The 23,788-nt window shown below is 52.5% G+C and carries 20 protein-coding genes and 1 pseudogene; 17 read left to right on the plus strand and 4 right to left on the minus strand.

The genetic code is table 11. The features are described from left to right. The first annotated feature begins 246 nt into the window (after positions 1–246). The 7 genes and pseudogenes from NYE48_RS04445 (at position 247) to NYE48_RS04475 (ending at position 8,868) form a co-directional block, all read left to right on the plus strand. The gene (locus NYE48_RS04445; RefSeq protein ID WP_212952179.1) at positions 247–666 is read left to right on the plus strand and encodes an Rrf2 family transcriptional regulator; all 420 of its coding nucleotides are present in this window, start codon (positions 247–249) and stop codon (positions 664–666) included. 108 nt (positions 667–774) lie between these two features. After that, complete coding sequence (locus NYE48_RS04450; RefSeq protein ID WP_340997105.1) at positions 775–1,632, plus strand: SDR family oxidoreductase; 858 nt, start codon at positions 775–777, stop codon at positions 1,630–1,632. Positions 1,633–1,936: 304 nt separating this feature from the next. Continuing rightward, positions 1,937–3,016 (plus strand): annotated as a pseudogene (locus tag NYE48_RS04455) (transposase); the annotation flags it as partial. A 237-nt stretch (positions 3,017–3,253) separates the two neighbouring features. Then, a complete protein-coding gene (locus tag NYE48_RS04460) occupies positions 3,254–5,926 on the plus strand; it encodes a discoidin domain-containing protein (RefSeq protein WP_340997106.1) in 2,673 nt (890 codons plus the stop codon). A 142-nt stretch (positions 5,927–6,068) separates the two neighbouring features. Then, entirely contained in the window at positions 6,069–6,941 is an 873-nt protein-coding gene (gene ant(6) / locus NYE48_RS04465) for an aminoglycoside 6-adenylyltransferase (RefSeq protein ID WP_340997108.1), read from the plus strand. A gap of 212 nt (positions 6,942–7,153) precedes the next feature. Beyond that, positions 7,154–8,065, plus strand: a complete 912-nt coding sequence (locus NYE48_RS04470; RefSeq protein WP_340997110.1) for a prenyltransferase — start codon at positions 7,154–7,156, stop codon at positions 8,063–8,065. A gap of 41 nt (positions 8,066–8,106) precedes the next feature. Next, positions 8,107–8,868, plus strand: a complete 762-nt coding sequence (locus NYE48_RS04475) for a DUF6081 family protein (RefSeq protein ID WP_340997112.1) — start codon at positions 8,107–8,109, stop codon at positions 8,866–8,868. Between the two features lie 90 nt (positions 8,869–8,958). Here the strand turns inward: NYE48_RS04475 and NYE48_RS04480 are convergent, their stop codons facing one another. Continuing rightward, positions 8,959–9,864 (minus strand): hypothetical protein, encoded by a 906-nt coding sequence (locus NYE48_RS04480; RefSeq protein ID WP_340997114.1) that lies wholly within the window; start codon positions 9,862–9,864, stop codon positions 8,959–8,961. Positions 9,865–10,200: 336 nt separating this feature from the next. On the opposite strand from NYE48_RS04480, the gene NYE48_RS04485 reads away from it, so the two are divergent. Continuing rightward, the gene (locus tag NYE48_RS04485) at positions 10,201–11,631 is read left to right on the plus strand and encodes an S-layer homology domain-containing protein (protein ID WP_340997117.1); all 1,431 of its coding nucleotides are present in this window, start codon (positions 10,201–10,203) and stop codon (positions 11,629–11,631) included. A gap of 176 nt (positions 11,632–11,807) precedes the next feature. Here the strand turns inward: NYE48_RS04485 and NYE48_RS04490 are convergent, their stop codons facing one another. From NYE48_RS04490 to NYE48_RS04500, 3 genes are read right to left on the minus strand one after another with little or no spacing between them, the layout of a single operon-like run. Continuing rightward, a complete protein-coding gene (locus tag NYE48_RS04490; RefSeq protein ID WP_340997119.1) occupies positions 11,808–12,725 on the minus strand; it encodes a glycine betaine ABC transporter substrate-binding protein in 918 nt (305 codons plus the stop codon). 1 nt (position 12,726) lies between these two features. Beyond that, positions 12,727–13,566 carry an ABC transporter permease gene (locus NYE48_RS04495; protein WP_339322232.1) on the minus strand — a complete coding sequence of 280 codons (840 nt, stop codon included), beginning with the start codon at positions 13,564–13,566 and terminating at the stop codon, positions 12,727–12,729. After that, entirely contained in the window at positions 13,544–14,761 is a 1,218-nt protein-coding gene (locus tag NYE48_RS04500; RefSeq protein WP_340997120.1) for a quaternary amine ABC transporter ATP-binding protein, read from the minus strand. Before NYE48_RS04500 ends, NYE48_RS04495 begins: the two co-directional genes overlap by 23 nt. Before the next feature lie 365 nt (positions 14,762–15,126). Between NYE48_RS04500 and NYE48_RS04505 the strand changes: the two genes are divergently transcribed. The 9 genes from NYE48_RS04505 (at position 15,127) to NYE48_RS04545 (ending at position 23,688) form a co-directional block, all read left to right on the plus strand. After that, on the plus strand, positions 15,127–15,693 hold the full coding sequence (locus tag NYE48_RS04505; protein ID WP_036713066.1) for a GbsR/MarR family transcriptional regulator: 567 nt from the start codon (positions 15,127–15,129) through the stop codon (positions 15,691–15,693). 135 nt (positions 15,694–15,828) lie between these two features. Continuing rightward, entirely contained in the window at positions 15,829–16,707 is an 879-nt protein-coding gene (locus NYE48_RS04510) for a DUF4362 domain-containing protein (protein ID WP_340997123.1), read from the plus strand. A gap of 148 nt (positions 16,708–16,855) precedes the next feature. Then, positions 16,856–17,473 carry a YkoP family protein gene (locus NYE48_RS04515; RefSeq protein ID WP_445324055.1) on the plus strand — a complete coding sequence of 206 codons (618 nt, stop codon included), beginning with the start codon at positions 16,856–16,858 and terminating at the stop codon, positions 17,471–17,473. Positions 17,474–18,147: 674 nt separating this feature from the next. Next, positions 18,148–18,645 carry a winged helix-turn-helix domain-containing protein gene (locus NYE48_RS04520; RefSeq protein WP_036713072.1) on the plus strand — a complete coding sequence of 166 codons (498 nt, stop codon included), beginning with the start codon at positions 18,148–18,150 and terminating at the stop codon, positions 18,643–18,645. A gap of 57 nt (positions 18,646–18,702) precedes the next feature. After that, positions 18,703–20,022 carry an MFS transporter gene (locus NYE48_RS04525; protein WP_340997126.1) on the plus strand — a complete coding sequence of 440 codons (1,320 nt, stop codon included), beginning with the start codon at positions 18,703–18,705 and terminating at the stop codon, positions 20,020–20,022. 306 nt (positions 20,023–20,328) lie between these two features. Next, positions 20,329–21,423, plus strand: coding sequence for an outer membrane lipoprotein-sorting protein (locus NYE48_RS04530; RefSeq protein ID WP_340997128.1), 1,095 nt, complete (start codon positions 20,329–20,331; stop codon positions 21,421–21,423). A gap of 209 nt (positions 21,424–21,632) precedes the next feature. After that, complete coding sequence (alr, locus tag NYE48_RS04535; RefSeq protein ID WP_340997129.1) at positions 21,633–22,820, plus strand: alanine racemase; 1,188 nt, start codon at positions 21,633–21,635, stop codon at positions 22,818–22,820. A 232-nt stretch (positions 22,821–23,052) separates the two neighbouring features. Next, a complete protein-coding gene (locus NYE48_RS04540) occupies positions 23,053–23,334 on the plus strand; it encodes a CopG family ribbon-helix-helix protein (RefSeq protein WP_036713120.1) in 282 nt (93 codons plus the stop codon). A 3-nt stretch (positions 23,335–23,337) separates the two neighbouring features. Continuing rightward, positions 23,338–23,688 carry a type II toxin-antitoxin system PemK/MazF family toxin gene (locus tag NYE48_RS04545; protein ID WP_036648300.1) on the plus strand — a complete coding sequence of 117 codons (351 nt, stop codon included), beginning with the start codon at positions 23,338–23,340 and terminating at the stop codon, positions 23,686–23,688. Positions 23,689–23,788: the final 100 nt, after the last annotated feature.

Here is a 23,788-nt window from a genome sequence, read left to right on the forward strand (position 1 = left end):
ATTGGGTCCAAGGCGATACTTATGTCGAGATGGACACCGGGAAAATCACTAAGGAGCAAATGATCGAAGTGGCAAGATCCATGAGGTAACGAAGATCGCAGAAAAAAAGGGGTATCCGGATTATGTGGCGGAATCTCCTGTTTTGTAATTGTATGATAAAATCGGAACTTGTGGTGGACTGATCTGCAAGTTATTGAATTTTGAATCCGGTATAACTATTATGGTTATAACGAGAGGGTGAAACAAATGAAAAAATTAAGCAGTCGTTTCTCGATTGCAGTTCATGTTCTCTGCTTGATACATTTAAGCCCCTCGCTTTGTACTGGGGATTTCATGGCAGCGAGCGTAAAGACCAATCCAGTTATCATTCGCAATATTCTTGCCAAACTCAAAAAAGCAGGACTTGTTGATGTACGTCCAGGAGTGGGAGGAGCATTTTTGCTGAAGAACTTGGAAGAGATCACGTTGCTGGACGTATACAATGCAGTGGAAGTTATTGACAATGGTGAGTTGTTCAATATACATGCAGAACCAGATCCAAATTGTCCGATAGGAAAAAATATGGTAGCTGTTCTGCGGTCAGAAATGAGAGCGGCTCAATCAGCAATGGAACAGAGGCTAGCTCAGGTTTCATTGAGACAATTGGTTACAGAACTGGGCAAATAGAATGGCGTTTTACTGAGCCATTTTTTTTGAACTCGTTATAATCAAAGTTATTATAACAATTTTGGTTATAACCTGATTATAGAAAAATAACGAAAGGAAGATCAGTTCATGAAGATTATTGTTACAGGAGCAACAGGTCAACTTGGAGGTCTCGTTATTCAACATTTGCTCAAAAAGGCTCCGACAAATCAAATTGTTGCAGTCGCACGCAATCTCGAAAAAGCCTCTGATCTTGCGGAGTTTGGCATTGAAGTCCGTCAGGGAGATTATAATAATCCGGAATCTCTTCACGATGCATTTGTCGACGGAACCAAACTCCTGTTTATCTCAAGTTCAGAGACCGATGATCCATTACGTGTCGTCCAACATGCCAATGTCGTCAAAGCCGCCCGAGATGCAGGTATTAAGCAAATTGCCTATACCGGCTTTGCTTTTGCCGAAGATAATCCGTTCGCTCTCGTTCATATGGCTACGGAGTATGCGATTCGCACGACGAATATTCCATACACCTTCTTGCGTAACGGCGGTTATACAGAGTTTTTTGTTAATCTATCACTAAAAGCAAACGTAGAAAACGGGACGATCATTACAAATGCCAATAAGGGAAAAGTGAATTCGGTTAGCCGTAGTGATCTGGCTCTTGCTGCCGCCACAGTTCTGACAGAGGATGGACATGAGAACAAGGAATACAACCTTGTTTCCAATAATCCTTGGAGCTTTGATGATTTGGCTGAAATTCTTTCCGAAGTTTCTGGGAAAAGTGTTGTCCATCAATCGGTTTCCTTTGAAGAAGAGAAGAACATACTCGTTCGAGCAGGTATGCCGGAATCTTTTGCTGAAACTACGGCTTTTATCTATACCACAATTGCAGAGGGGAAAATGGCAAGAACGACCGATGATTTACAAAAGCTAATTGGATTTCAAACGCCTATTAAAGAGATCGTCATAAAAGCCTTGCAAGGCTAAGTCATGAGCATGCAGCCCAATTTTTGCAAGACAGAAGGTATCAGAATGGACATACTCAATCTATCCCGTTTAAAAATTTACGGTATATTAGAAAGCGAGCATGACTTACAAATACAGGTGGAGATAACATCTCCACCTCAGAGTGTCGAGAAAGTCCAACGGACTTTTCGACACTCTATTTTTTATATGGGGAATCATATCTTTTAAAATAAAAATCGATTTAAAGCGCTCTGAGAACCCTACTTCAGTGACCGACGAGGCAATTTTAAACCCCCTGCAAAAAAACAGGGGGTTTCTCGACAGCCTGAGGGTGGAGATAACATCTCCACCTTCTTCTTGTCCTCATTGTGGATGCGTAGCGAATCTTTATAAACATAGCAGCCGTGAGCAGATTTGTATGGACTTACCAATTCGCGGAAAGCGAGTAGGACTTTGCATTAAACGTCAAAGATATAGATGTCGTGAATGTAACCAAACCTTTTGGGAACGAATAGATGACATTATTGATGATAAGAGAAACTGTACCAAACGACTCTTGGCCTATATCGAAAAGCAAAGCCTTAAAAGAACTTTCGTAAGTATCTCCGAAGAGGTAGGCATGGACGAAAAGACGATCCGCAATATTTTTCGTGTCTACGTTAATCATCTGGGAGAAACCATTCGTTTCGAAACACCTCAATGGCTCGGGATCGATGAAATTCATATCATTAAACCTCGATGCGTCCTAACCAATATCGAAGAGCAAACATTGTTCGACATCCTTCCAGATCGGAATAAGGAAACGGTTATCAGTTATCTTTCAAGGCTTCCTAACAAAGAACGGAAGCGTTTCATCCTTCTCAAACGCAATAAAGAGCTTTCAGAGAGGGATACGTTTATTCTCGATGTATGGACGAAGAATTACCCTTCCCTTAGAATTGCGTATGAGTTAAAGGAAACATTCCTCGATATATGGGAATGCCCTAATAAACAATTGGCGATCCTCAAATACTGCGATTGGAAGGCTAAGATACCGATTGAAATCGAACCTGCTTTCAATGCATTAACGAAAGCCATGAATAACTGGGAAAGAGAAATCTTCGCTTATTTTGACCACCGAATCACAAACGCCTATACAGAGTCTCTAAATAGCTTCATTCGAGTAACAAACCGATTGGGAAGAGGTTATTCGTTTGAAGCCCTAAGAGCTAAGATCCTATTTACAAAAGGGCTAATTAAACAGCGTAAACCGAAGCATCAGCGGCGTTTGGATGGTTATGAGCTTCGTGAAGAGAACTTTCCAATGTTCAAAGTACCCCTTATTTACGTTCGAGATCAGGAGGAACGTAAGTATCTTGGAATTGACCTTCCTGCCTTAATCGAGAAATTGGAGAAGGGCCAATGATAAGCCCTTTTCCACCACATCATCCGGATACCCAAAAAAAGCTGCCGAATCAGCGAATTGAACGCGGGCATGCCTCCGCACACTTTCCTTAACAAAACACAAGCCCATCGATAAAAAAGACATGTCTTTCCACACCTGCGCAAGTTAAAATGTAAGCGATTTCAAAATAGAGGGGATGCGGAATGAAATGCTAGCAAATTCGCATGATCCTCATTTCAGAGAGGTGGGATTCTATTGATGGGCTCGATGAAAAAGCTTGGCCTCGGCTTCATGATTTTGCTGCTGATGCTTCCGGCCATGTCCGGAGGCAGGGAAAAAGCGGCTGCGGCCGGCGATTCCGGTACCAATCTGGCGCTCGGCAAAAATGCCCAGGCCAGCTCCGGAAAGGCCGGCAATGCCGTGGACGGCGATCCTGCGACCGTCTGGCAGCCGCTGGCCGCGGACCGCGGAGACGATATGAACGTCTGGATATCGGTCGACCTCGGCGCCAAGGAAACCTTCAACAAAGTCATGTTTCATCTCAATCGCGCGGATAACCTAAAGGATTATCAAATCCTATATTCCGACGACAACGGCAGCTGGAATCAGGCATACGGCAAAAATAAAGATTTGACGGCAACGGAGGCAGCGATGTTCGAAAACGTGTCCGCAAGATATATCAAACTCCATCTCAATTTAAGCAAAGACTTGAACGTGCAGTTGTCCGAACTTGAAGTGTATCACAGCACGGAAGCGCCGGCCCCCGCCGGGCTGAAGCGGATCTATTTTACGGACCCGGGCGGAAAGGAATACCCGAACAATGCCGAAATCCGCTTGAATAAAGGCGAACAGGGAACCCTGGTCCTGAAGGGCGAACTGGACTCCGGGCAGGAAGTGGATTTGACGCCTTACGCCAAGACGTTTGCGTCCACGACGCAGGACGTGAGCATCGCCCCTTCGGGAGCGTTTACGGCCAACCAGGCGGGCGCGGCGCTTGTGCATGGCGTAGTGCAAACGGCGACGCAGCTGAAAACGAATGATTTTTGGATCGTGGTCGATGATCCGAACGCTTTTTTGGATGAGAAATACGTGATGAACTCCACGCTCGCCCATCCGCATATCCCAAGCGAAATCGGCCAGCCTGCACTCATCGAGCCGAAAGATGCGTATCCTTCCGTGTCGACCATCTCCAACGTGAACGGCAACCTGAGCGGCGAACTGATCTACGGCGGCAAGGTTATTGCCAAGCTGGATCCGATCTCGGTGTCCAAAGGGGAGACCAAGCAGTGGACGCCTGCGGGTGCAGCGGATCAGAAAGGCCGGTACGAAATCCGGCTGAAGATGGAGCAAGCAGGCAAGCCTCCGGTATACGACTCCTTCTACTTTACCGTATGGAACAAAAAGAAGATTCCGAAGGATCAGAGCCAAATCGCCTTTCTTGGCGATGACGGCAAGCTGGTGTACGTAAGCGACTTCCGCGGCAATCAAATTCTGGATTTCTCGAATGCCGGCTACATGGGCGGCGGCGTAAAAATCCCGAACGTCAAAGTGAAGGCGACGGTGAAGCCGGGGGACGGGGACGACACGGCCCGCATTCAGGCGGCCATCGATGAAGTGTCTCAATTGCCGGTGGGCAAGGACGGCTTCCGCGGAGCGGTTTTGCTTAAAAAAGGGAAATACGAGGTCGGAGGCACGCTGAAAATCAAAGCCAGCGGCGTCGTGCTGCGTGGCGAAGGGCAGGATGACAAAGGCACCCTCATCTACGGCACGGGAACGACGCCGCGCAATCTGATCGAAATCGGGGAAAATACGGGCCTTAGCATCGATAACGACTCCATGAGAACGATCACCGATCTGTACGTGCCTTCCGGCTCCCGGACCTTCCACGTGGACGATGCCAGCGGGTATCAGGTCGGCGATACGGTGGTGGTGCGCCGGATCGGCGACAAAAACTGGATTCACGAGATCGGCATGGACTACATCTATAATCGCCCGGGCGGAACCGTCACGCAGTGGTCGCCGTTTAACCTCGATTTTGACCGCGTCATCACGGCGATCGACGGCAACACGATTACGGTGGATGCGCCTATCGCCAATGCCATCGAGCAAAAATGGGGCGGCGGGCAGCTGTTCAAATATACGGATGGCGCCCGGATCGAGCAGGTCGGCGTGGAGAACATGCGCGCGGATACCGAGTTCGACCCGAGCGTGATGGATACGGTGATGGACAACGACAAAACCGATTCGTATCATGCCGACGAAAAGCACGCGGAACGTTTCGTCGTTTTTAACAGCGTCAAAAACGGCTGGGTCCGCGACGTGACCGGTTACCATCTGTCGTATTCGCTGGTGCAGATGAGCCGCAACTCCAAATGGATTACGGTGCAGGACAGCCAAATGTACGACATGGTCAGCATCATTACCGGCGGCCGCCGTTATGTGATCCACCAGATGGGGCAGCTGAATTTGGCGCAAAGGATTTACACGGAAACGGCGCGGCATGCTTTTGTCGTCGACAGCCGGGTGCAGGGGCCAAACGTGTTCCTGGACGGCAAGGCGACCCTAAACTACAACACGAGCGAACCGCATCACCGCTGGTCGGTCGGCGGCCTGTTCGACAACATCGATGCGCCGATCTCCATCCGCGACCGCGGCTGGCTGGGCAGCGGGCATGGCTGGGCGGGAGCGAACTACGTCTCCTGGAATACGGAAAACGAGCTCACTTCGCAGCAGCCGCCGACGGCGCAAAACTACGCGATCGGACATGCGGGTCCGAAGGTGCCCGGCCTCGTGCCAAGCGAATACGACCCGCGTCCGCGCAGCGACGGTTACTGGGAAAGCCTCGGCAAACACGTGAAGGTCGAAAGCCTGTACAAACAGCAGCTGCTGGAACGTCTGGGCAAAAAAGCGCTGGACAACATCAAACGATAGATTTTGGTTTGGCAAACGAAGCTATGGATGCCGCGGGCGGCGTCCGCAGCTTTCTTTTTTCAGGTTAGGTAGAATAGGGGCATGGCCTAGCATTTGGTTAAAAAATAGCGATATTTATGCCGCTGGGAGGGCAGCACTCAAAATGAGAAACGAACAACAATTCATGGCTTTGCTCGTCGATTTTGCCGTCAATGATCCCCGGATCCGAATGGTCACGCTGGAAGGGTCGCGAACCAACGTCAACATTGCCCGGGATGCGTTTCAAGATTTCGATATTTCGTATTTTGTGACGGATATGGATTCGTTCAAAGCAAGCGATGAGTGGCTGAACGTTTTCGGGGAACGATTGATGATGCAAAAGCCGGAGGACATGGAGCTTTTTCCGCCTGAACTCGGCAATTGGTTTTCGTACATCATTCTTTTTGAGGATGGGCTTAAATTGGATCTAACGCTTATTCCGGCAGCCGAGTCCGATGAATACTTTGCAGGCAGCGACGGTTTGGTCGATGTTTTGCTGGACAAGGACGGTTTCGTCAAACGCGAGGTTCGTCCGAGCGACCGGCAGTATTGGATCCACAAGCCGACCGCCAGGGAATTCGACGATTGCTGCAACGAGTTTTGGATGGTGTCCACGTACGTCGCCAAGGGACTGGCCCGCAAAGAGATTCTGTTTGCCATCGACCATTTGAACGAGATTGCCCGGCCCAATCTGCTGCGCATGATGTCTTGGCAGATCGGAACAGAGAAGGGCTTCTCTTTTAGCGTCGGCAAAAACTATAAATTCATCGACCGTTATCTTCCGCCGGAAGATTGGGAAAAGCTGCTGTCCACGTATGCCGGGCACGGTTACGCAAGCATGCGGCAATCTTTATTGACTTGTTATGAATTGTTTCGGAAATATTCCAGAATGGTATCCGCCAGCCTGGGCTACGACTATCCGGATTATGACGCGGCCATCACCGGCTACACGGAACGGATTATGCAAAATCTAACACTCCATGACAAAGATCGATAAAAGTGCTATGCTGAAATAGAAAGAAAACACAACTTTTTTCGACGAGGGATGTTGAAAAATCCTATGATTTCATGCGGCTTCTTTTCTCTGAAAGAGGCTGCTTTTTACGGAAAAGTTTGTGAAAAATATCATTTGTTCGGTGATGTTGTTTCGCCGAATCCATATTCCCGAAAGAATAGGGGTATCCTTAGAAGAAAGGAGCATCGGTGAACATGCTCAAGCAATTTCGAAAAGCTTCCCGGTTCGGCGTCGTGCCGGTCATGCTCATCCCGGTTGCGCTGGGCGCGCTCGGCGCGTTTGTGTGGGACGGCGTGTTTAACGTCTGGCTGTTCCTGATTACGCTGGTCGGGGCGGCGGCGGCGCATTTGTTTTCCAACATGATCAACGACCTGTGGGATTACAAAAGCGGAACGGACACCGCGGCGAAAGAAGCGGTTGACGCCGTTTCGACCAACTCCGGGTTTTTGACGAACCAGGTATGGAGCATCCGGAAGTTTGCGGCCATCACGTGGGGACTTTTTGCGCTGGCTGCCGTTTGCGGCATCGTGCTGGCGATCTGTTCCGGCATCTGGGCGTTTGTTTTCGGAGCCCTCGGCGGGCTGATCGCTTACTTTTACGTGGCGCCTCCGCTGAAGTTCGGGTACCGGGGGAAAGGGTACAGCGAAATCGCGATCCTGCTCTCCTTCGGCGTGCTTCCGGTCATGGGCGCTTATTACGTGCAGACTTCCCATTTGGATTTGCGGGCGCTGCTGCTGTCGCTGCCGATCGGACTTTTGACGACGCTGATTTTGTTCAACCACCATTTTCTGCATTGGCAGGCCGACCGTCAGGCGGGCAAACGCACGCTGGTCGTCGTATGGGGCGAGAAGCGGGCATTGGCGTTTTCCAGATTCCTGCTTTTTCTGGCCGCCGTCATGCTGGTCATCAGCGTCATTGCAGGTGCGCTTCCGGTCTACGGTTTGCTGGCGCTGCCGGCCATGCTTCCGCTTTACCAGGTATACGGCAGGCTGAAGCCGCAAAACAGCTCCCATGCTTATTTGCCTTTAATGGGCGCATCCGTCAAATCCGCGCAGCTGAGCGGCCTGATCATGATCGTGTGCCTCGTGATTCAAGGACTGATTTGATTTGCTTATCCCATCCGTAAAAGAAAGGAAGTCTTAGCCACATGGAACAACAAAAAGTGATCGGCGATTTTCATACCATTTTGTCGGAAGGCGAGGTTTGGAAAATCGGCGGGTTTCCGCTGCCGGACGGTTCGTTCTGGGAATACCGCGAGCCGGATGCGGTCGTGATCGTCCGCAACGGCATCCTGTACGTGCGCGCTCCGCTGAGCCGCCAAAACGACCAGATTCAAATTTTGGACAACGCCAAACATATGTATTATTCGGTGGAAACGATCAAGGTGCCTGAATCCGGCGAGGTCAGCTTTGAGCTGCAAATTCGCGCCCGCACGCAAAATACGGTTCCGGGCGACCTGTACGACGGTTACGTGTCGCTTAACCTGCTCGATTTTACGACGGGAGCGGCGCTCGACTTTTTTGCCGGAAACGACAAGTACGCCAGCGTGTACGCGGTGCTTCCTTTCCCGGGGGTTGAGGTGCCGCCGTCCGATAAAACGCGTTATTTCTGCATTTTCAAGGAAGATACCAACCTCAAAGCACGCGAGTTCAACACGTACAAAATCACGTATGACCGCGGCAACGATGAGGCCGTGTTTTACCTGAACGGGGAAGAAATCCGCCGCGAAAAACAGATTCCGATCAAATTCAACGAATTTACGATCGCGCTCGGCATCATGACCGAAAAGGACATTTCGCCGGAAGGCAGCGTGTCCGTCCACGGGCAAACGGTCATCGCGGAATATTCCCCGGTCACCGTGACGATCAAAGACGGAAGCCACTCCGGCAGCAATAAGGAAGAGAAGTAAAATTGGATGGAAAGAGGCGTCCCTGACTCCGTTGTCGGAGGGAAGGGGCGCCTTTTTTGATTCAGAAGCCATCATATTCGGGGCTGTTTTTTAGAGGACGCGCGAACGCCGGGGAGCAGGTGCCGCCGATGGCGTGAAAATGCGATCCGCAGGGGTGTTGCCAAGCACCCGGATCCCCGCAACCAACGCGATCAGGAAACAGGCGCCCGCCGCAACCGTCGGAACCGACCATTCAAGAACGGCATGGCCCAAAACCGTCTGCCAGCCGATCGCGATCAGCCCCAGCACATAAGCGATGCCGGTCACATGAACCAGCCGCAGCCGCGTTGCCTTGGAAAGGGAAGAACGCTCCGCCAACCAGCCGACGAGCGGGATCGCCTGAAGCGCGTGGAAACCCAAGCCGTGCAGCCAAATGATGTTCCCGTGAAGGCCCACCGTCCGGCCCTGATTCACCGAAATCCAAATGCCCGCGGCAAACGACAGCGTGACGGCAACCATGGCATAGCGAATGCCGGTTGCAAATTCCGGATAGTTGGCGTATACCTTGGGACGGAAATAGGTAATGGCGACGGCCAGGTAAAAAAGAACGAGAAGCAATGCGACAAAAGCGAAAATATTGCCGACCGCCTCGTCGAAGGGAGTGCCCCCAACGACAAACCTTGGATTCACGCCGCGAAAATTTTGCACGGTTTCGGCTGCATAGGAATAAAGCGCAAGCACGATATACGGATACCGGAAGAATGCCCTGCTTTTGCTCCCCAGACCGGAATACGGCAGGATGGCCGCCGTGGACAGCAGAAAGATGCCGATGGCTGCATTAAAAGAGAACGCGTTTAGAATGTTTCCTCCCGGAGCCGCCTCGCTCCCGAATGCGAGCACCCAAAGCCCGCAAAACGCCGAGAGCAAAAAACCGAGCACGGATGTCAGCACGAGCCATTTTTCGCCTTCAAACAAGCGAATGGCTGCGCTTTGTTTTGTACTTCTGACCTTTCTCACAACGAATCTCCCCAATCCAGTTCAATTTTGAAATTAACTGTATTTTATTGGGAATGGGGCCTTGCTGCCTCCATCCGGGGACTGGACTTCTTCCTGGACCTTGGTCGATGGGATCCCCGACTTCAAGCGGGGAAGCGAGGGGAGCCCCGGAATCGCCGGCTCAATCCTTGATTTAGGACTAGATGCCCATTAAAAAACATCGAATATTGTCGATAAACAACATTAGATTCCATCAAACCGGCCGGAAAAGCCGTCCTCCGGAACGCAGGCCGCGCATGGAGGCACGGAAGCACCGGCTGAATCAGGCAATCGCCATTCGAAGGAGTTGAATTATCGTTGAAAACAGCAAGAAACCTGCTCATGCTTGCGCTGGTCATCATCTTGACGGTCGGCCTTGCCGGAATGACCTCGGCTTCAAGCAGCAAGAAAGCGGATTCAAAAGGCGCCAAACCGCCGTTTGCCCACGACTTTAACGACATCGGGGATGCGGATTGGGCCGAAGCCTACATCGCCAAAATGAAATCGAAAAACGTCCTTCAAGGGTTCGAGGACGGATCCTTCCGGCCGAATCAGCCGGTCACCCGGGTAGAGGCGATCGTCATGGCCGTGCGGCTGCTCGGATTGGAAGACCAGGCCAAAGCCCAGAAGCCGGATGCGAAGCTTCATTTCAAAGATGCCGAACTGATCGGCAAAAAATATCCTTGGGCGAAGGGTTATATTTTGGCGGCGCTGGAAAACGGCTTGTTCGACGCTTCCGAGCAAGCGGTGCAGCCTGAAAAGCCGGCAAGCCGCGTATGGATTGCGGGGTTGCTCGTCAAGTCGCTCGGGCTGCAGTCCGAGGCACTGCATGAAATGACGAAGACGCCGGCGTTCAAGGATGCGGCTGCCATTCCTGCCGGTTCCGTCGGTTATGTGAACGTTGCGGTCGAAAAGGGGATCATCAGCGGCTATCCGGACGGTACGTTCAAACCGAACAAAAACGTGACCCGGGCCGAAATCGCTGCCTTGCTGGACAGAACGAACGGCGGTCTGCTCGATCAGGCCGGCGCGGTTAAAGTGAGCGGCGTGATCCAGAACATTGAATTCAACCAATCCAAAACGGAAGGCACGACCCCGGCCACGGTCAACGGCAGCGTGACTATCGCTACATACGCGAACCAATCGTTCACCTACGGCATTTCGTCCGAACTGCTCGTGTCGTACCATACCAAATATGTCCGCGCAGACCAATTGGCGGTTCATGACTCCGTACAGCTGGTCGTATTGGACAACATCGTCCAAGAAGCCGTCCTGCTCGATGAGAAGCCGAATGATGGCGGGAAAGATTCCGCACCGCATCCGGGCGAGCCGTCGAAGGTAACGGTCGTTCAATTGAGACTTGAAATGAAGCTGACCGGCCAGGGCGAAGTGGAAATGGAATACGAAAACAAAAAAGGGAAGATCGAAGCGGAGTTCGAGCGCAAGTCCGGCCAAACCCGAGAGAAGCTGGAAGGAAAACCAGCCGCGGCGGCCATCGAAAAATGGCTGAGCGATGCGGCGATGACCGAGCGGACGAATCCCGAGGATGCCCTCAGCAAACTGGTCTCGGTGCTTAACGTGAATCCGGGCGACGTCCAAGAGATCGAGCTTTCGGTGAAATTCTCGAACGGAAAAGAAATCAACATCGAAAAAAAGCAACCGGAACAAAACCAAAGCAAAGGCAAACATGAAGACAGCCATGGACCCGGAAATGGAAAAGGCCACGGGAAGGGTAACGGCAAAAAGTAACGAGAACGGCACATCATGCATAAAAAACATCTGGTCCCCTATGGGCAACGTAAATGTGCAACAGCCTCCGCATTCGCGGAGGCTGTTTGGTTTTTTCCCCGCCAAAAAAACCGCCCCAAATTGTTTTGGGACGGCATCATCAGCTTTAAAGCTTTTTTTTATCAGGCAAAGCCCGTTTATTTTTTCAAATCCTCAATCGAGTGGATGTCCACGTAGGACGGCACGACAAGCCCGGTTTTGACGCCGGTCATGTTGGCGCCGAGGTCATCGACTTTATCCTTGTATTTGTCCATGTAGTCCGCGTGGGTCAGCGGCAGCCAAGCCGCGGCCGTCGCGTCCACGTCGCCGTTGGCGACTCCGGTCCACATCGGGCCGGCTTCGACCTGCAAGGCCGTTACCTTGTAACCAAGCTTCTCTTGAAGGATATATTGGAGCAGATTGGTGCTGGCGATTTCCGAATCCCAGGCCACATAGCTGAGCTTCAGCTTCTTGCCGCTTACCGGCTTCAGATCCTTGATCCACTCGTTTACGCGGTCGGGATGGTCTTCGGCCCATTTTTTCGCCGCATCTTCGGGTTTGGCGCCTTCTTCGATGGCGGTCATGATTTCGCCCATTTCATCCGACGTCCATTCGAAACGGTCCAGAAACTCGTAGGCCGTCGGCTCATCCTCTTTCAAGCCTTTGCGGGCCACGGTGTGAATCTCTTCGGCTTCGCCGTATACCTTTTTCGGGTCGTCAAGATATTTCAGATCGTATTTGGAGAACATCCAGTGCGGCGTCCAGCCGGTAATGATGACGGGCTTTTTGGCTTTGATGTCTTTGGCCAGCGTCGCGGTCATGGCCGCACCGGAGCCTTCGATCAATTTCCAGTCCGACAAGCCGTATTCCTCGATCGCTTTGCTGGTGGCCTTCATGATGCCCGCGCCCGGGTCGATGCCGATGATCTCGTGATTGACTTGCTTGCCGATGGATTCCGCGGAGCTTCCGTTCTCCGTATTGCCGTTATCCGCGCCGCCGCTGCCGCTGTTGCAGGCAGAAAGCGTCAGCACGCCGGCGAGACCGAGCAGCATCAACCATTTGCTTTGTTTTTTCATCTTATCTTCCCCTTTTTCGATCGGATTTTTTGAACAACTGTTGCGTAAAACGGTCCAGTACGATAGCCAAAATAACGATCACCAGTCCGGCTTCAAAACCTTTGCCGATTTGCAGCTGGGTAACGGCGCGGTATACTTCCGCTCCGATCCCCTGCGCGCCGATCATCGAAGCGATGACCACCATGGACAGCGACAGCATGATCGTCTGGTTCACGCCCGCCATCAGCGTCGGCATCGCGAGCGGCAGCTGCACCTTAAACAGCTTCTGGCCCGAAGTCGAGCCAAAGGCATCCGCGGCTTCCGTCAACTCGCCCGACACTTGCTGAATGCCCAGCATGGTGAGGCGGATGGTCGGCGGAATCGCAAAAATGACGGAGGCGATGACGCCCGGCACGACCCCGATGCTGAAGAAGGTGACGGCAGGGATCAAATAAACGAACGCCGGCATCGTCTGCATGAAATCGAGCAGCGGCGTGATGATCCGGGCAGCGCCTTTGCTGTATGCGCACCAAATCCCGATCGGTATGCCGACGACGACGGAAATCAGCGCGGCCGTAATGACGAGGCTTAAGGAATCCATCGTTTGGGACCAATACCCCAAATCATAAATCAGCAGGAAGCCGATGACGGAGAACAGGGCCAGCGACCAGCGCCCGACCAGGAAGGCCAGGATGCCCAAAATAACGATAAAAAGAAAAGGATGAGGCAGCATGAACACCCAGGTAAAGGCATTGACGATCCCTTCAATGGCGCCGGAGATCATGTCGAACAAAAACGTCAGATGATCTTCCATCCAGCCCACGATCGTCTCGATCCATTCATCCAGCGGTAGTTTCGGCATCCGGAATCACCTCCTTCGGATGGTTTTGTCCGGCGAGGGCACCAAGCAGTGCTCCGCGGACAATAACGCCGAGAAGGCGATTTTCGTCGTCGACGACGGCCAGCGGCACCTTGGACAGGCTCGTGATTTCGAACAATTCGTTCATGACGACGTCCGGATGGACGCGCGGCCCGTCGACGATCAGAATGTCTTCCAGCGACTGTCCGCCGCGCATGGCGGCCGAAGCGTCCTCCGCCGTGATGACGCCGAGCAGGCGTTTGGCGCGGTCGACGACGAACAGGTTGGAAATGCCGCGTTCGCGCATCAGCTCCAGCGCGACGCGCGGTCCCCTGTCGGCCATGATGGTTTCCGGACGGCGCATGACATGGGATGCGGTCAGCACCTTCGAAAGGTCGACATCCTCCACGAAACGTTCCACATAGGCGTTGGCCGGTTGGGTCAAAATTTCCTCCGGCGTTCCGACCTGCACGACGGCGCCGTCTTTCATCAGCGCGATCCGGTCTCCGATCCGGAGCGCTTCATCGAGATCATGCGTAATGAAGATGATCGTTTTTTTCATCTTCTCCTGCAGATCCAAGAGCTCATCCTGCATATCCCGCCGGATCAGCGGATCAAGCGCGCTGAAGGCTTCGTCCATCAGCAGAATTTCGGGATCGTTGGCAAGCGCCCTGGCCAGGCCGACCCGCTGCTGCATCCCGCCGCTGAGTTCGTCCGGGCGTTTGCTTTCCCAGCCCGCAAGTCCGACGAGCTCCAGCGATTGCTTCGCTTTTTCCCGCCGCTGGCGTTTATCCGCTTTTTGTATTTCAAGCCCGTATTCCACGTTTTCAAGCACGGTGCGGTGCGGAAACAGCGCAAACTTTTGGAACACCATGCTGATCGTTTGGCGGCGGACGGTACGCAGCTGCTCCTTGTTCATTTTCATCAGATCTTTGCCATGCACGAGGATTTCCCCGGACGTCGGCTCGATGAGGCGGTTCAGCATCCGCACAAGCGTCGATTTGCCGCTGCCGGACAATCCCATGATGACGAAAATTTCGCCGGCCTCGATATCGAGGCTGACCCGGTTCACGCCAACCGTAACGTTTTTCTCCTTGGCTATTCTTTCTTTGGTCCAACCTTGCTCGAGAAGCTCCACGCAGCTCTCCGCGTGGGGACCGAACAATTTGCTTACCTTATGAAGCTGTAAGATGGACAAATGAATCCCCCCTTTAAACCAGTTAGAGCACAAAAATTGCAAAAACCCATGATTCGGATCGGCGGCCCTTTAAACAGCAGAAAAAAAGAGCGCCGATGGAATCCGTGGCAACGATGCAACAACTAACAATATCGTAACAAACGTTTTAACAGTATGTAAAGAACGTACAGAAAAAACTGTACAAACCATTCCTCAGATTTCCTCCCATATGCTCCCGTATGCGGCTTCTGAGGCTTCTTTACTTTTAAAAGGCGTTTTTCTACAATAGACCAAGAAGGTTGTTGCCTCTGGATTTTCGTCTAAGCGATGAGTGATCTAACGGAAAACACCCGAGAGAATGGCTGAACTATAAGGAGGTTGCAAGCATGGGCTTGGACCCGGGCAAAGAAGCGCAGCATGCGGCGCTGGACAAAATACGCAAACGTGTGATCGAAACGATCGGGCGAAATATGGACTTATACGGCATTTCCTTATCTACGGGACATCTCTATGGCCTGCTTTTTTTTGCGGACAAGCCGATGACGCTGGACGAGATGGGCGCCGAAATGAAGATGAGCAAAACCAGTATGAGTACGGGCGTTCGCACGCTTCTTGATCTGAAAATGGTAAACAAGGTTTGGGAAAAAGGCTCGCGCAAAGACCTGTATGAAGTGGAGTACGATTGGTACCAGACGTTTACCGACTTTTTTGACATCAAATGGAGAAAGTCCGTGGAATCCAACATGATGGTCCTTCGCAAAGCGACGGATGAAATCAATAAAATGGAGAAGGAATACGCGGAAGATCCGGAAATGATGGAGATGCTGCGCAAAGACAAAGCCAAGCTCCAGGATGCGTTCGCTTATTACGAGTGGCTGGACCGGCTGATCGATACCTTTGAAAACGGGGACATTTACAAGCTGGTACCGAAAGTGCCGCCCAGGGAAAATTAATCATAGAGGACCGGGATGCTTCAGGCTCCCAAGGTCCTTTTTTTGTGCCTTCGGCCCGTGGATCGGCGGTGTTGAAACCTTTTGTCAAGCGGGTACGTCAGGAAGGGAAAACGTCACGAGTAAGAGGGGAATTCCATGAAAAAGTACGGCTTGCTTATGCTCATCGTTATGCTGGCCTTCATCTTCGGCTGTTCCGACCGGCAGGAGCCGCAAAACGGCAAAAAAACCCCAGAAACGCCTCGCCATACGGAGAAACCGGGAGCAGACGGCCAAACATCCAAGGGCGCCGATGTAGTCGACATGCACGGGATGGTCCAAAACCTGGGACGGCTGGATGCTTTCGTGAACGAAAAAGAGGGAACGCAGCGGCTGATCCGGTACACGATCGAAGGCGATCCCATGTACTATGATATCACGCGCAAAAACGGCCGGATCGAACTGCGGCTGGATTCGACGATGGACGAATACGGTTCGGGCACGGTACAGATCTTTGACTGCGGCCGGATGAACCGCGGGGAAACGGAAACGCAAATCCGGTATGTTCTTACGGGCTGCGCAGGGGAAAGGGAGGAGGTCGAGCTGTTGACGATTCATTTTGACGTGAGCAGGCAGGACCGCTTCGATTTTGTTCTGAAGTACGGTCCCGGCTTGAAAAATGAAATCCATACGGCGGAACAGAAGCTTGTGAAAAGCCTCGACGACGGCGCAGCAACGGTCAGCGACTTCGCCATTCCGGAAAAGGACCTCCAGAAAATATACCGCGCCTTGGTCCTTGCCGGTTACCTGACCGGGAAAAAGCTCTCTGCTGCCTGCAGCGGCCCCGCGGGGGATGCGTATGATCTGACGGTATACATCAACAGCGGCGAGCGGAAGTTTCGGTGGAATTCCTGCGACGGCAGTCCGGACGGCAAGCAAATGACGGCGGTAGCGGAGGAAATCATCGGGATCGTGCACTCGGGTTCCGTCTATCGGTCCTTGCCGAAGACGGCGGCGGAGCAAGGGACGGGAAATTAACCACAGCGAAAAGCACTTTTTTTCTTTCTTTTGCATGGTTTTGCCGATCCGGGCCGTCAAACGTTACATAGAAGCCATTCCTCGAGGAAAAAGGCGGTCTGCTGCAGAAGACCGAATCTTGAACAGAAAGACGTGAACCCTATTGAATATGTTCGCTACGTTTTCAAAAGCAAGCGTTCAGTCGTTATGGATGGCCTGGGAATCGGTGTTTGACCAAATGACGAAATGGCGGAGTTCCTCCGTTCAAACCTATGGAATTTGCAAACTTGTGGTGAAGAGGCATCACGGAAAAAGCCTGGAATGCCATACCGGAGAATGGATTCACGCCGGCGATTGGGTTGGGGAGCTTCATCTGGACAACCGGCAGGTGCTCCGGCTCTCCAAGGAGGTGGGGGCCGACCGTGCGGCGCTGCTGACCGCCAGAATGCTGCGGAAATCGATGCAGGAGATCAGCGCGGCGTTCGAAACCGATCCCGGGCTAGCGCATGTCAAAGCGCTGACCGGCATTACGCTGCTGCACCGCGGGATGATCCACGGGCTTGGCTTTGAGCTGCATCCGCTGAAGTCCAAGAGCTTCCGGATGTTCTCGACCTATTATTTGCGCCTGCTGCTCCGGGTTCTGCACCCGGAAGGCGGAGCCCGCACGAAGCGGCAGGTTACGAAGCTTGTCCCGAAAATGCTGCTGATGACGAGGCAGTCTTTGCTTTTGCGCTATCGGCAGGAAGCATGGGCAAAGGGCGGCGGAATGGCCGCGATCGTGTCATGATGGCTTGTGAAGCGTTTTCAAATAGCAGCCGCCATCTTGGATGGCGGCCTGAAGGATGTCATGCGGGACATGCGCCCGATGGCCTCACCAATGGTGCTTTTTCTTATGGGGTCTGCAGACGTGGCACCGGCTCCGTTTACAGTGGCCTTTCTTACACGGGATTTCGTGACACCAGGAAAACGGATCGTGGTACTTTTTAACTTTTGGTTTATAGATAATGGTTGTGTAAGTGACGCAGCCTTTGACTTCCTTAAAACACCGCTTGAACTTTTTCGGTTTAGGATCGCATTTGCATGGATGTTTTCTCATGAAAATTTTCCCCTCCTAAAGGATATTGGTAGGCTTCCGTATACTATATTTCAGTCGGCCTGCCTTTGACAGGGACACGAAACCAACTTAATGAAATATGGGCGACGAAGAGCGTTATATCCTTTGTTCTTCGATGACGTCCATGTCGTTGGCCGGCCACCGGAAAAGCATGGAAATCCAAGGTACGACCGTTTCTTGCGGTTGTGCTTTATTTTTTTTCGAAAAGAAAATATGCCTATTTACAAATGGAAAATGGTGGGTTATGATAAAGCCATCTTATCGATCTAAAAAATTAGAATGAATTATAAATGTGGAATGATTGATTAAATTGGATCGAAATTTGAAAGAACGGGAGTGTCGCGTTTATGGATCAGAATGAGCACCAATCCATTGAAATCTCGGTGGAGCAGGCCAAATTGCTGGGGAGCGCCCAGCGGGTGAAGATTATCGGAGCAATCGTCGAGACGCCGAAAACGGCCAAGCAAGTAGCCGATGAACTTGGGGAATCGCCGGGAAGCATCCACTATCATATTCAGAAATTGCACGACGGCGGATTGATCGATTTGGTGGAGACCCGGACTGTCGGGGGCATCGTGGAGAAATATTATAAGTCCAAGGCAAAGTGGTTCAACACCAAGGGAACGCAGCTTGTCGATCCGGTGCTGGCAGACGATTATCAAGCGGCATCCAGCACGAAAATGAACGTGAGAATGCAGCTCACTCCGGAGCAGCACGAGGAAATGACGGCCGAATTCAAGGCTCTGCTCGAAACATGGGTTGCGAAGACCTCGGCATCGAAAGCGAAAAACAGCCGGGAATATGCGATCGGAATTCGGGTGATTTCGGCGGAGGCGGCAAAATAACCGGCCAAATCGGGTTGCTTGGGTTATGAATAATGACAAACGGGAAGGGTGTATGGGATGGGGATTTTTAAGAATCGTAATTTCACGCTGCTGTTCATCGGCCGGATCCTGACGAATATCGGGGACAGTTTGTATGCCGTTGCGGCCATGTGGCTGGTGTACAGCCTTGGCGGCTCCACGCTTTATACCGGGATCGCCGGCTTTCTATCGATCTTGCCCAGAATCATTCAGCTCTTCTCGGGGCCCATGATCGACCGCGTGCCCCTGCGGGGCCTGCTGGTATATTCCCAGCTGTTTCAGGCGGTTTTGCTGCTGGTCGTGCCCCTTGCGCATTATTTTGATTTTTTGACGGTTGGGCTGGTGCTGGCGATTACCCCGATCTTAACGACGATCAACATGTGGTTTTATCCCGCGCAAATGTCGGCGCTGCCGAAAATCCTGGATAAAAAGCAGCTGACGCAGGGCAACTCCTTGTTTTCGTTTGCGTATCAAGGGATTGACGTTGCGTGCAACGCCGTGTCGGGGGCGCTCATTGTCCTGCTCGGCGCGGTTGCGCTTTATTTGTGGAACTCGCTCGGCTTCTTTATCGGGGCGTTGCTGTTTATGCAGTTGAGAATCAAAACAACACCAAAAGATTCGCATAACAACGAACAAAAGATATCCGAAAACAAAACCTCGGAATCGAATACCCGTCGCACCCCGTTCAAGGATTACGTATCGGACATGAAAGAAGGGATTCGGCTGATCCTGGCCACGCCGTTGTCGCGCATCCAACTCGGCGTGATCGTCATCAACGCGGCGGGCGGGGCGACTTTTACGGTCATGCCGGCTTTCGCTGACGGTCTGGGCGGGCCCGGGATCTATGGAATGCTGCTTATGGCCGGGGCTTGCGGCAGTTTGCTTGGCGCCCTCCTCGCGCCTTATATGAAGCTGGAGAGGGTTCGTCTCGGCGTTGTTTTTGCCGCTGCCTTCTGCTTATCCGGAATCGCGTGGTGCCTGAGCGTATTCAGCAGTTGGACGTGGCTCGTCGTTTTGGTTTATGGGCTGGCCTGGTTCCCGGGAGGCGTCACCAACGTTATCATCAATACGGTCATTCAAAAAGGCGTGCCGGAAAAAAACATGGGAACGGTTTTTGCCGCGGCTTCCGGGTTAAGCGGCATCGAGATGCCGCTGGGCAATTTGCTTGGCGGCAGCGCAGGCGTCGTGACGTCAAGCTCGGCCGTCATTGCCGTTTGCGGGCTCGCGGTGCTGGGCGTGGGCATCTATTGGATGTTCGACCCGGTCACGCGAAAGCTGCCTGCGGCCGATGACGTGGATCAATCCTGGTTTGCTTCCCCGGAAAAAACGAATGCGGCGCAAGCGACCCCATCGCTATAATTCTATATCCCTTTTCTTCATATAAAGTGGTGCGGCCCCGCAGGATGAAGTCCTTTACGGGGCCGTTTTTTGCACCGGCTGAAGGCTGAAATGGTTTGCGAAGGGCCGGTTGGTTCAATCGGACTTTTAGTTGCTCTCGGTAAGGAGAGAATTCGGATCCATAGAGGTATCAAATGGGTATAGACCGTTGGTCATTCGGAAAGATTCTTGTCCCCCTGTGCTTGTCAGGCTAGTCTGCATAATGTGAACAAGTCCCTCATAGACATGTATCAATCAAGTAAAACATGTGCTAAAGGGGATGATGTCATGCGCCGGATGTCATGGGTACTCGCCATGATCTTGTGCGTTACCGTCGTATTTGCCGGGTGCGGCAAAAAGGACGCCGCTTCCGTAGTCAAAGGATTAACCGATGTGGCCGACACACTGCAAAGCAAGGAGGGATCTTATAAAGGAACGGGCAAAATGACGTTGTATACGGGCGAAAAACCGCAGGAATACGACATTGAGGTCTGGTACCAAAATCCTTCCTACTACCGGATCAGCCTGACCAACGCGCAAAAGGACGTGACGCAGATCGTTCTCCGCAATGACGACGGCGTATTCGTCCTGACGCCCAGCCTGAAGAAAAGCTTCCGTTTCAAGAGCGACTGGCCCGAAAACCAAGGGCAGGTCTACTTATACCAATCCCTGGTGCAGGGCATCTTGAGCGACAAAACCCGCCAGTTCGCCGAGGACAAAGACGCTTATGTATTCGACGTTGCGGCCAATTACCACAGCTCGTCCCTGGTTCGCCAAAAAATTTGGCTCAGCAAAGACAACTACGCTCCGAAGCAGGTCCAGGTATCCGACGCCGAAGCGCATGTCATGGTGGAAGTGAAATTCAGCGACTTCAAGTTCGATGCCAAGTTCGAAAAGGATTCCTTCGACATGAACCGGAACATGGCGTCCGCAGGCGATCCGACGCTGGGCATGGTGACGGAAGTGGACGAGAACGGAAATCCAATCTCCGCGGACGATTCGCAGGGAGCCGAAAACGCGGCGGCGCCAACAGTGCTCGGAGACTTCGGAACGATCGAGCCGGTGTACATGCCGGAAGGCGTTGAACAGAAGGATGTCCACAAAATAGAGGACAGCGCAAACCATACGGTCCTTCTCCGTTATGACGGAACTTATCAATATACCATCATGGAATCGCGCTCCCCGGACTTGGCCGTATCCTCCCTGGCATCCGGAGATGTCGTCGATCTCGGCTTTACGGCAGGGCTTTATACCGAAGACGAGCAAAAGACGCTGACCTGGATGAACGACGAAGGCATCGAATTCCGCATCACGAGCAGCAACCTGCCGTTCGACGAGATGAAAAAAATCGCCGTGTCGCTGCAGGAGCAGACCGGAAAATAACTTCACGCGGGCGGATTCTCCGCTGCAGGGCAGCTGCTCTGCGGCAGGGGAATCCGCTTTTTTTGCTTGCGGGATGGATCGGTACGCCCGTGTGGTACGGTAAACATGCCCGAAACCGCCCTGCCGTGGTTCATTGACAGTGGCCTTTTCGAACATTACGATTAATGAGCGAGCTTGGCGTAAAACGTAAGAGAAGGTGACTGCAAAAAATGCAAGTTCAATATAGAGCAACACGGGCGGAAATCAATTTGGATCATCTCATCGAGAACTATAAAGCATTCCGGCATGCGCTTCCCGAAGGGATGCGGCTGCTGGCCTGCGTCAAGGCGGACGCTTACGGCCATGGTGCCGTGGAAGTGGCAAGAGCGCTGGAGCAAGCCGGCGCGGACTATTTGAGCGTCGCCTTTCTGGATGAGGCGATCCAGCTTCGCCGGGCAGGCATTCAGGCGCCGGTGCTGGTGCTGGGGTATACGCCCCCGGAAGGAATCCAGGCCGCCTGGGAGCATCGGGTGACGGTGACCGTATTCAGTCCCGAGGTGCTTGAGGCGATCCGGCGCCTGCCGGAAGCAAGCCTGGAGCGGCCGCTCAAGGTGCACGTCAAAATCGACAGCGGCATGGGACGCCTGGGGCTGCTGCCCGGGGACGGCGCGGTGTCCTTCATCGAGGAGGCCGCGGCTTTGCCTCAGGCCGAAGTCGAAGGGATGTTCACCCATTTTTCCAAAGCCGACGAAGAGGACAAAAGCTATACGCAGGTGCAATACCGCCGGTTTGCCGGCGTCGTTGCAGCCATGGAGCAAAAAGGCATCCGCCTCCCGATTCTCCATACCGGAAACAGCGCGACCGCGATCGACATGCCGGAGCTGAGCTTCAACATGGTACGGATCGGGATCAGCCTATACGGCCTGTACCCATCGGATGAGGTCAACCGTCAGCGCGTGGCTCTGCGCCCCGTCATGTCGCTGAAAACCAACATTTCGTTGGTCAAAAAGCTGCCCCCGCATTGGGGCGTAAGTTATGGCGCAAGATATGTAACAGAAGCAGAGGAAATGATCGCTACGCTCCCGATCGGGTATGCCGACGGTTACTCCCGGATGCTGAGCGGCAAGGCGGAGGTGCTGATCCGCGGGCGCCGCGTGCCCGTGGCCGGAACGATCTGCATGGACCAGTGCATGGTGTCGCTCAAGTCCTTCGGGAAAGAAGCGGAAGAGATCGGGGCCGGCGAAGAGGTGGTGCTGATCGGCAGCCAATCCGGCTCAAGCATCACCGCCGACGAGCTGGCTTCCTGGCTTGGCACGATCAACTACGAGGTCGTCTGCATGATCGCGGGCCGGGTACCGCGCCTGTACGTTCGCGGCGGAAATCACGTCCGATTGGTCAACTCCCTCCTCCCTGAATAAAAGGGAAAAAATGGCCGCCCGACTTTTCCGAAACAGGTAGCAGGAATAACTTGCCTGCTTCTCGAATAAGGATTTATGCCGAGATTGTCTGTACGGAAACCGCGGCTGTAGTTTATAATGGAATGCAGCATACCTGATATACCTTCGGCATATATATTCCTTTGTATAAATTTCCTTGAATAAAGTAATACTGGTGCACAAGGGTGTGAAGGTTGTGGGGGTGGAAGAAAAGGTGGCTAATATGCAGAATACCAAACGAATTATGATCAGCTTGCCGGATCATCTTTTGCAGGAAGTGGATGGCATCGTTGCGATGGAAAATTCCAACCGCAGCGAATTGATCAGGCAGGCCATGAAGCTGTATCTGATGGAACGGAAAAAGCGTTATATTCGCGAGTCCATGCAGCGCGGCTACATGGAAATGGCCAAAATCAATTTGACGATGGCCTCTGAGGCGTTTCATGCGGAGGAAGATGCAGACAGCACTTTAGGTCGCTTAGTGAGCGGGGTGTAAACATTGATCGTAAAACGCGGCGACGTTTTTTTTGCGGATCTGTCACCCGTTGTCGGTTCTGAACAAGGCGGAGTAAGACCGGTGCTGGTCATCCAAAACGATATCGGCAACCGTTTCAGTCCTACGGTCATCGTAGCGGCGATTACGGCCCAGATTCAGAAAGCCAAGCTGCCGACGCATGTCGAAATCGATGCGGCTTCGCATGGCTTTGACAGGGACTCTGTCATATTGCTGGAGCAAATCCGAACCATTGACAAGCAAAGGCTGACGGACAAAATCACCCACCTGGACGAGGAAACGATGAAAAAGGTGGATGATTCCCTGCAGATCAGCTTGAGCTTGATCGACTTTTAACCATGAATAGTGCAGTGAAAAGGCGTGCCCGGGGGGCCGCCTTTTTTCATTTTTTTTGCGGCTGTTTTTTTTCAGGCTGTTTTGCCTGGGAAGGGAATAA

The organism is Paenibacillus sp. FSL M7-1455 (assembly GCF_038004655.1).
Lineage (GTDB): Bacteria > Bacillota > Bacilli > Paenibacillales > Paenibacillaceae > Paenibacillus_AQ > Paenibacillus_AQ cookii.

What these genes read in the sequence shown, in the direction of transcription:
- NYE48_RS04495 (WP_339322232.1), bottom strand. Translation starts at nt 13,566, where the DNA reads ATGCCGAAACTACCGCTGGATGAATGGATCGAGACGATCGTGGGCTGG.
- NYE48_RS04520 (WP_036713072.1), top strand. Translation starts at nt 18,148, where the DNA reads ATGGATCAGAATGAGCACCAATCCATTGAAATCTCGGTGGAGCAGGCC.
- NYE48_RS04505 (WP_036713066.1), top strand. Translation starts at nt 15,127, where the DNA reads ATGGGCTTGGACCCGGGCAAAGAAGCGCAGCATGCGGCGCTGGACAAA.
- NYE48_RS04475 (WP_340997112.1), top strand. Translation starts at nt 8,107, where the DNA reads ATGGAACAACAAAAAGTGATCGGCGATTTTCATACCATTTTGTCGGAA.
- NYE48_RS04510 (WP_340997123.1), top strand. Translation starts at nt 15,829, where the DNA reads ATGAAAAAGTACGGCTTGCTTATGCTCATCGTTATGCTGGCCTTCATC.
- NYE48_RS04470 (WP_340997110.1), top strand. Translation starts at nt 7,154, where the DNA reads ATGCTCAAGCAATTTCGAAAAGCTTCCCGGTTCGGCGTCGTGCCGGTC.
- NYE48_RS04515 (WP_445324055.1), top strand. Translation starts at nt 16,856, where the DNA reads ATGTTCGCTACGTTTTCAAAAGCAAGCGTTCAGTCGTTATGGATGGCC.
- NYE48_RS04530 (WP_340997128.1), top strand. Translation starts at nt 20,329, where the DNA reads ATGCGCCGGATGTCATGGGTACTCGCCATGATCTTGTGCGTTACCGTC.
- NYE48_RS04450 (WP_340997105.1), top strand. Translation starts at nt 775, where the DNA reads ATGAAGATTATTGTTACAGGAGCAACAGGTCAACTTGGAGGTCTCGTT.
- NYE48_RS04460 (WP_340997106.1), top strand. Translation starts at nt 3,254, where the DNA reads ATGGGCTCGATGAAAAAGCTTGGCCTCGGCTTCATGATTTTGCTGCTG.
- alr (WP_340997129.1), top strand. Translation starts at nt 21,633, where the DNA reads ATGCAAGTTCAATATAGAGCAACACGGGCGGAAATCAATTTGGATCAT.
- NYE48_RS04490 (WP_340997119.1), bottom strand. Translation starts at nt 12,725, where the DNA reads ATGAAAAAACAAAGCAAATGGTTGATGCTGCTCGGTCTCGCCGGCGTG.
- NYE48_RS04525 (WP_340997126.1), top strand. Translation starts at nt 18,703, where the DNA reads ATGGGGATTTTTAAGAATCGTAATTTCACGCTGCTGTTCATCGGCCGG.
- NYE48_RS04445 (WP_212952179.1), top strand. Translation starts at nt 247, where the DNA reads ATGAAAAAATTAAGCAGTCGTTTCTCGATTGCAGTTCATGTTCTCTGC.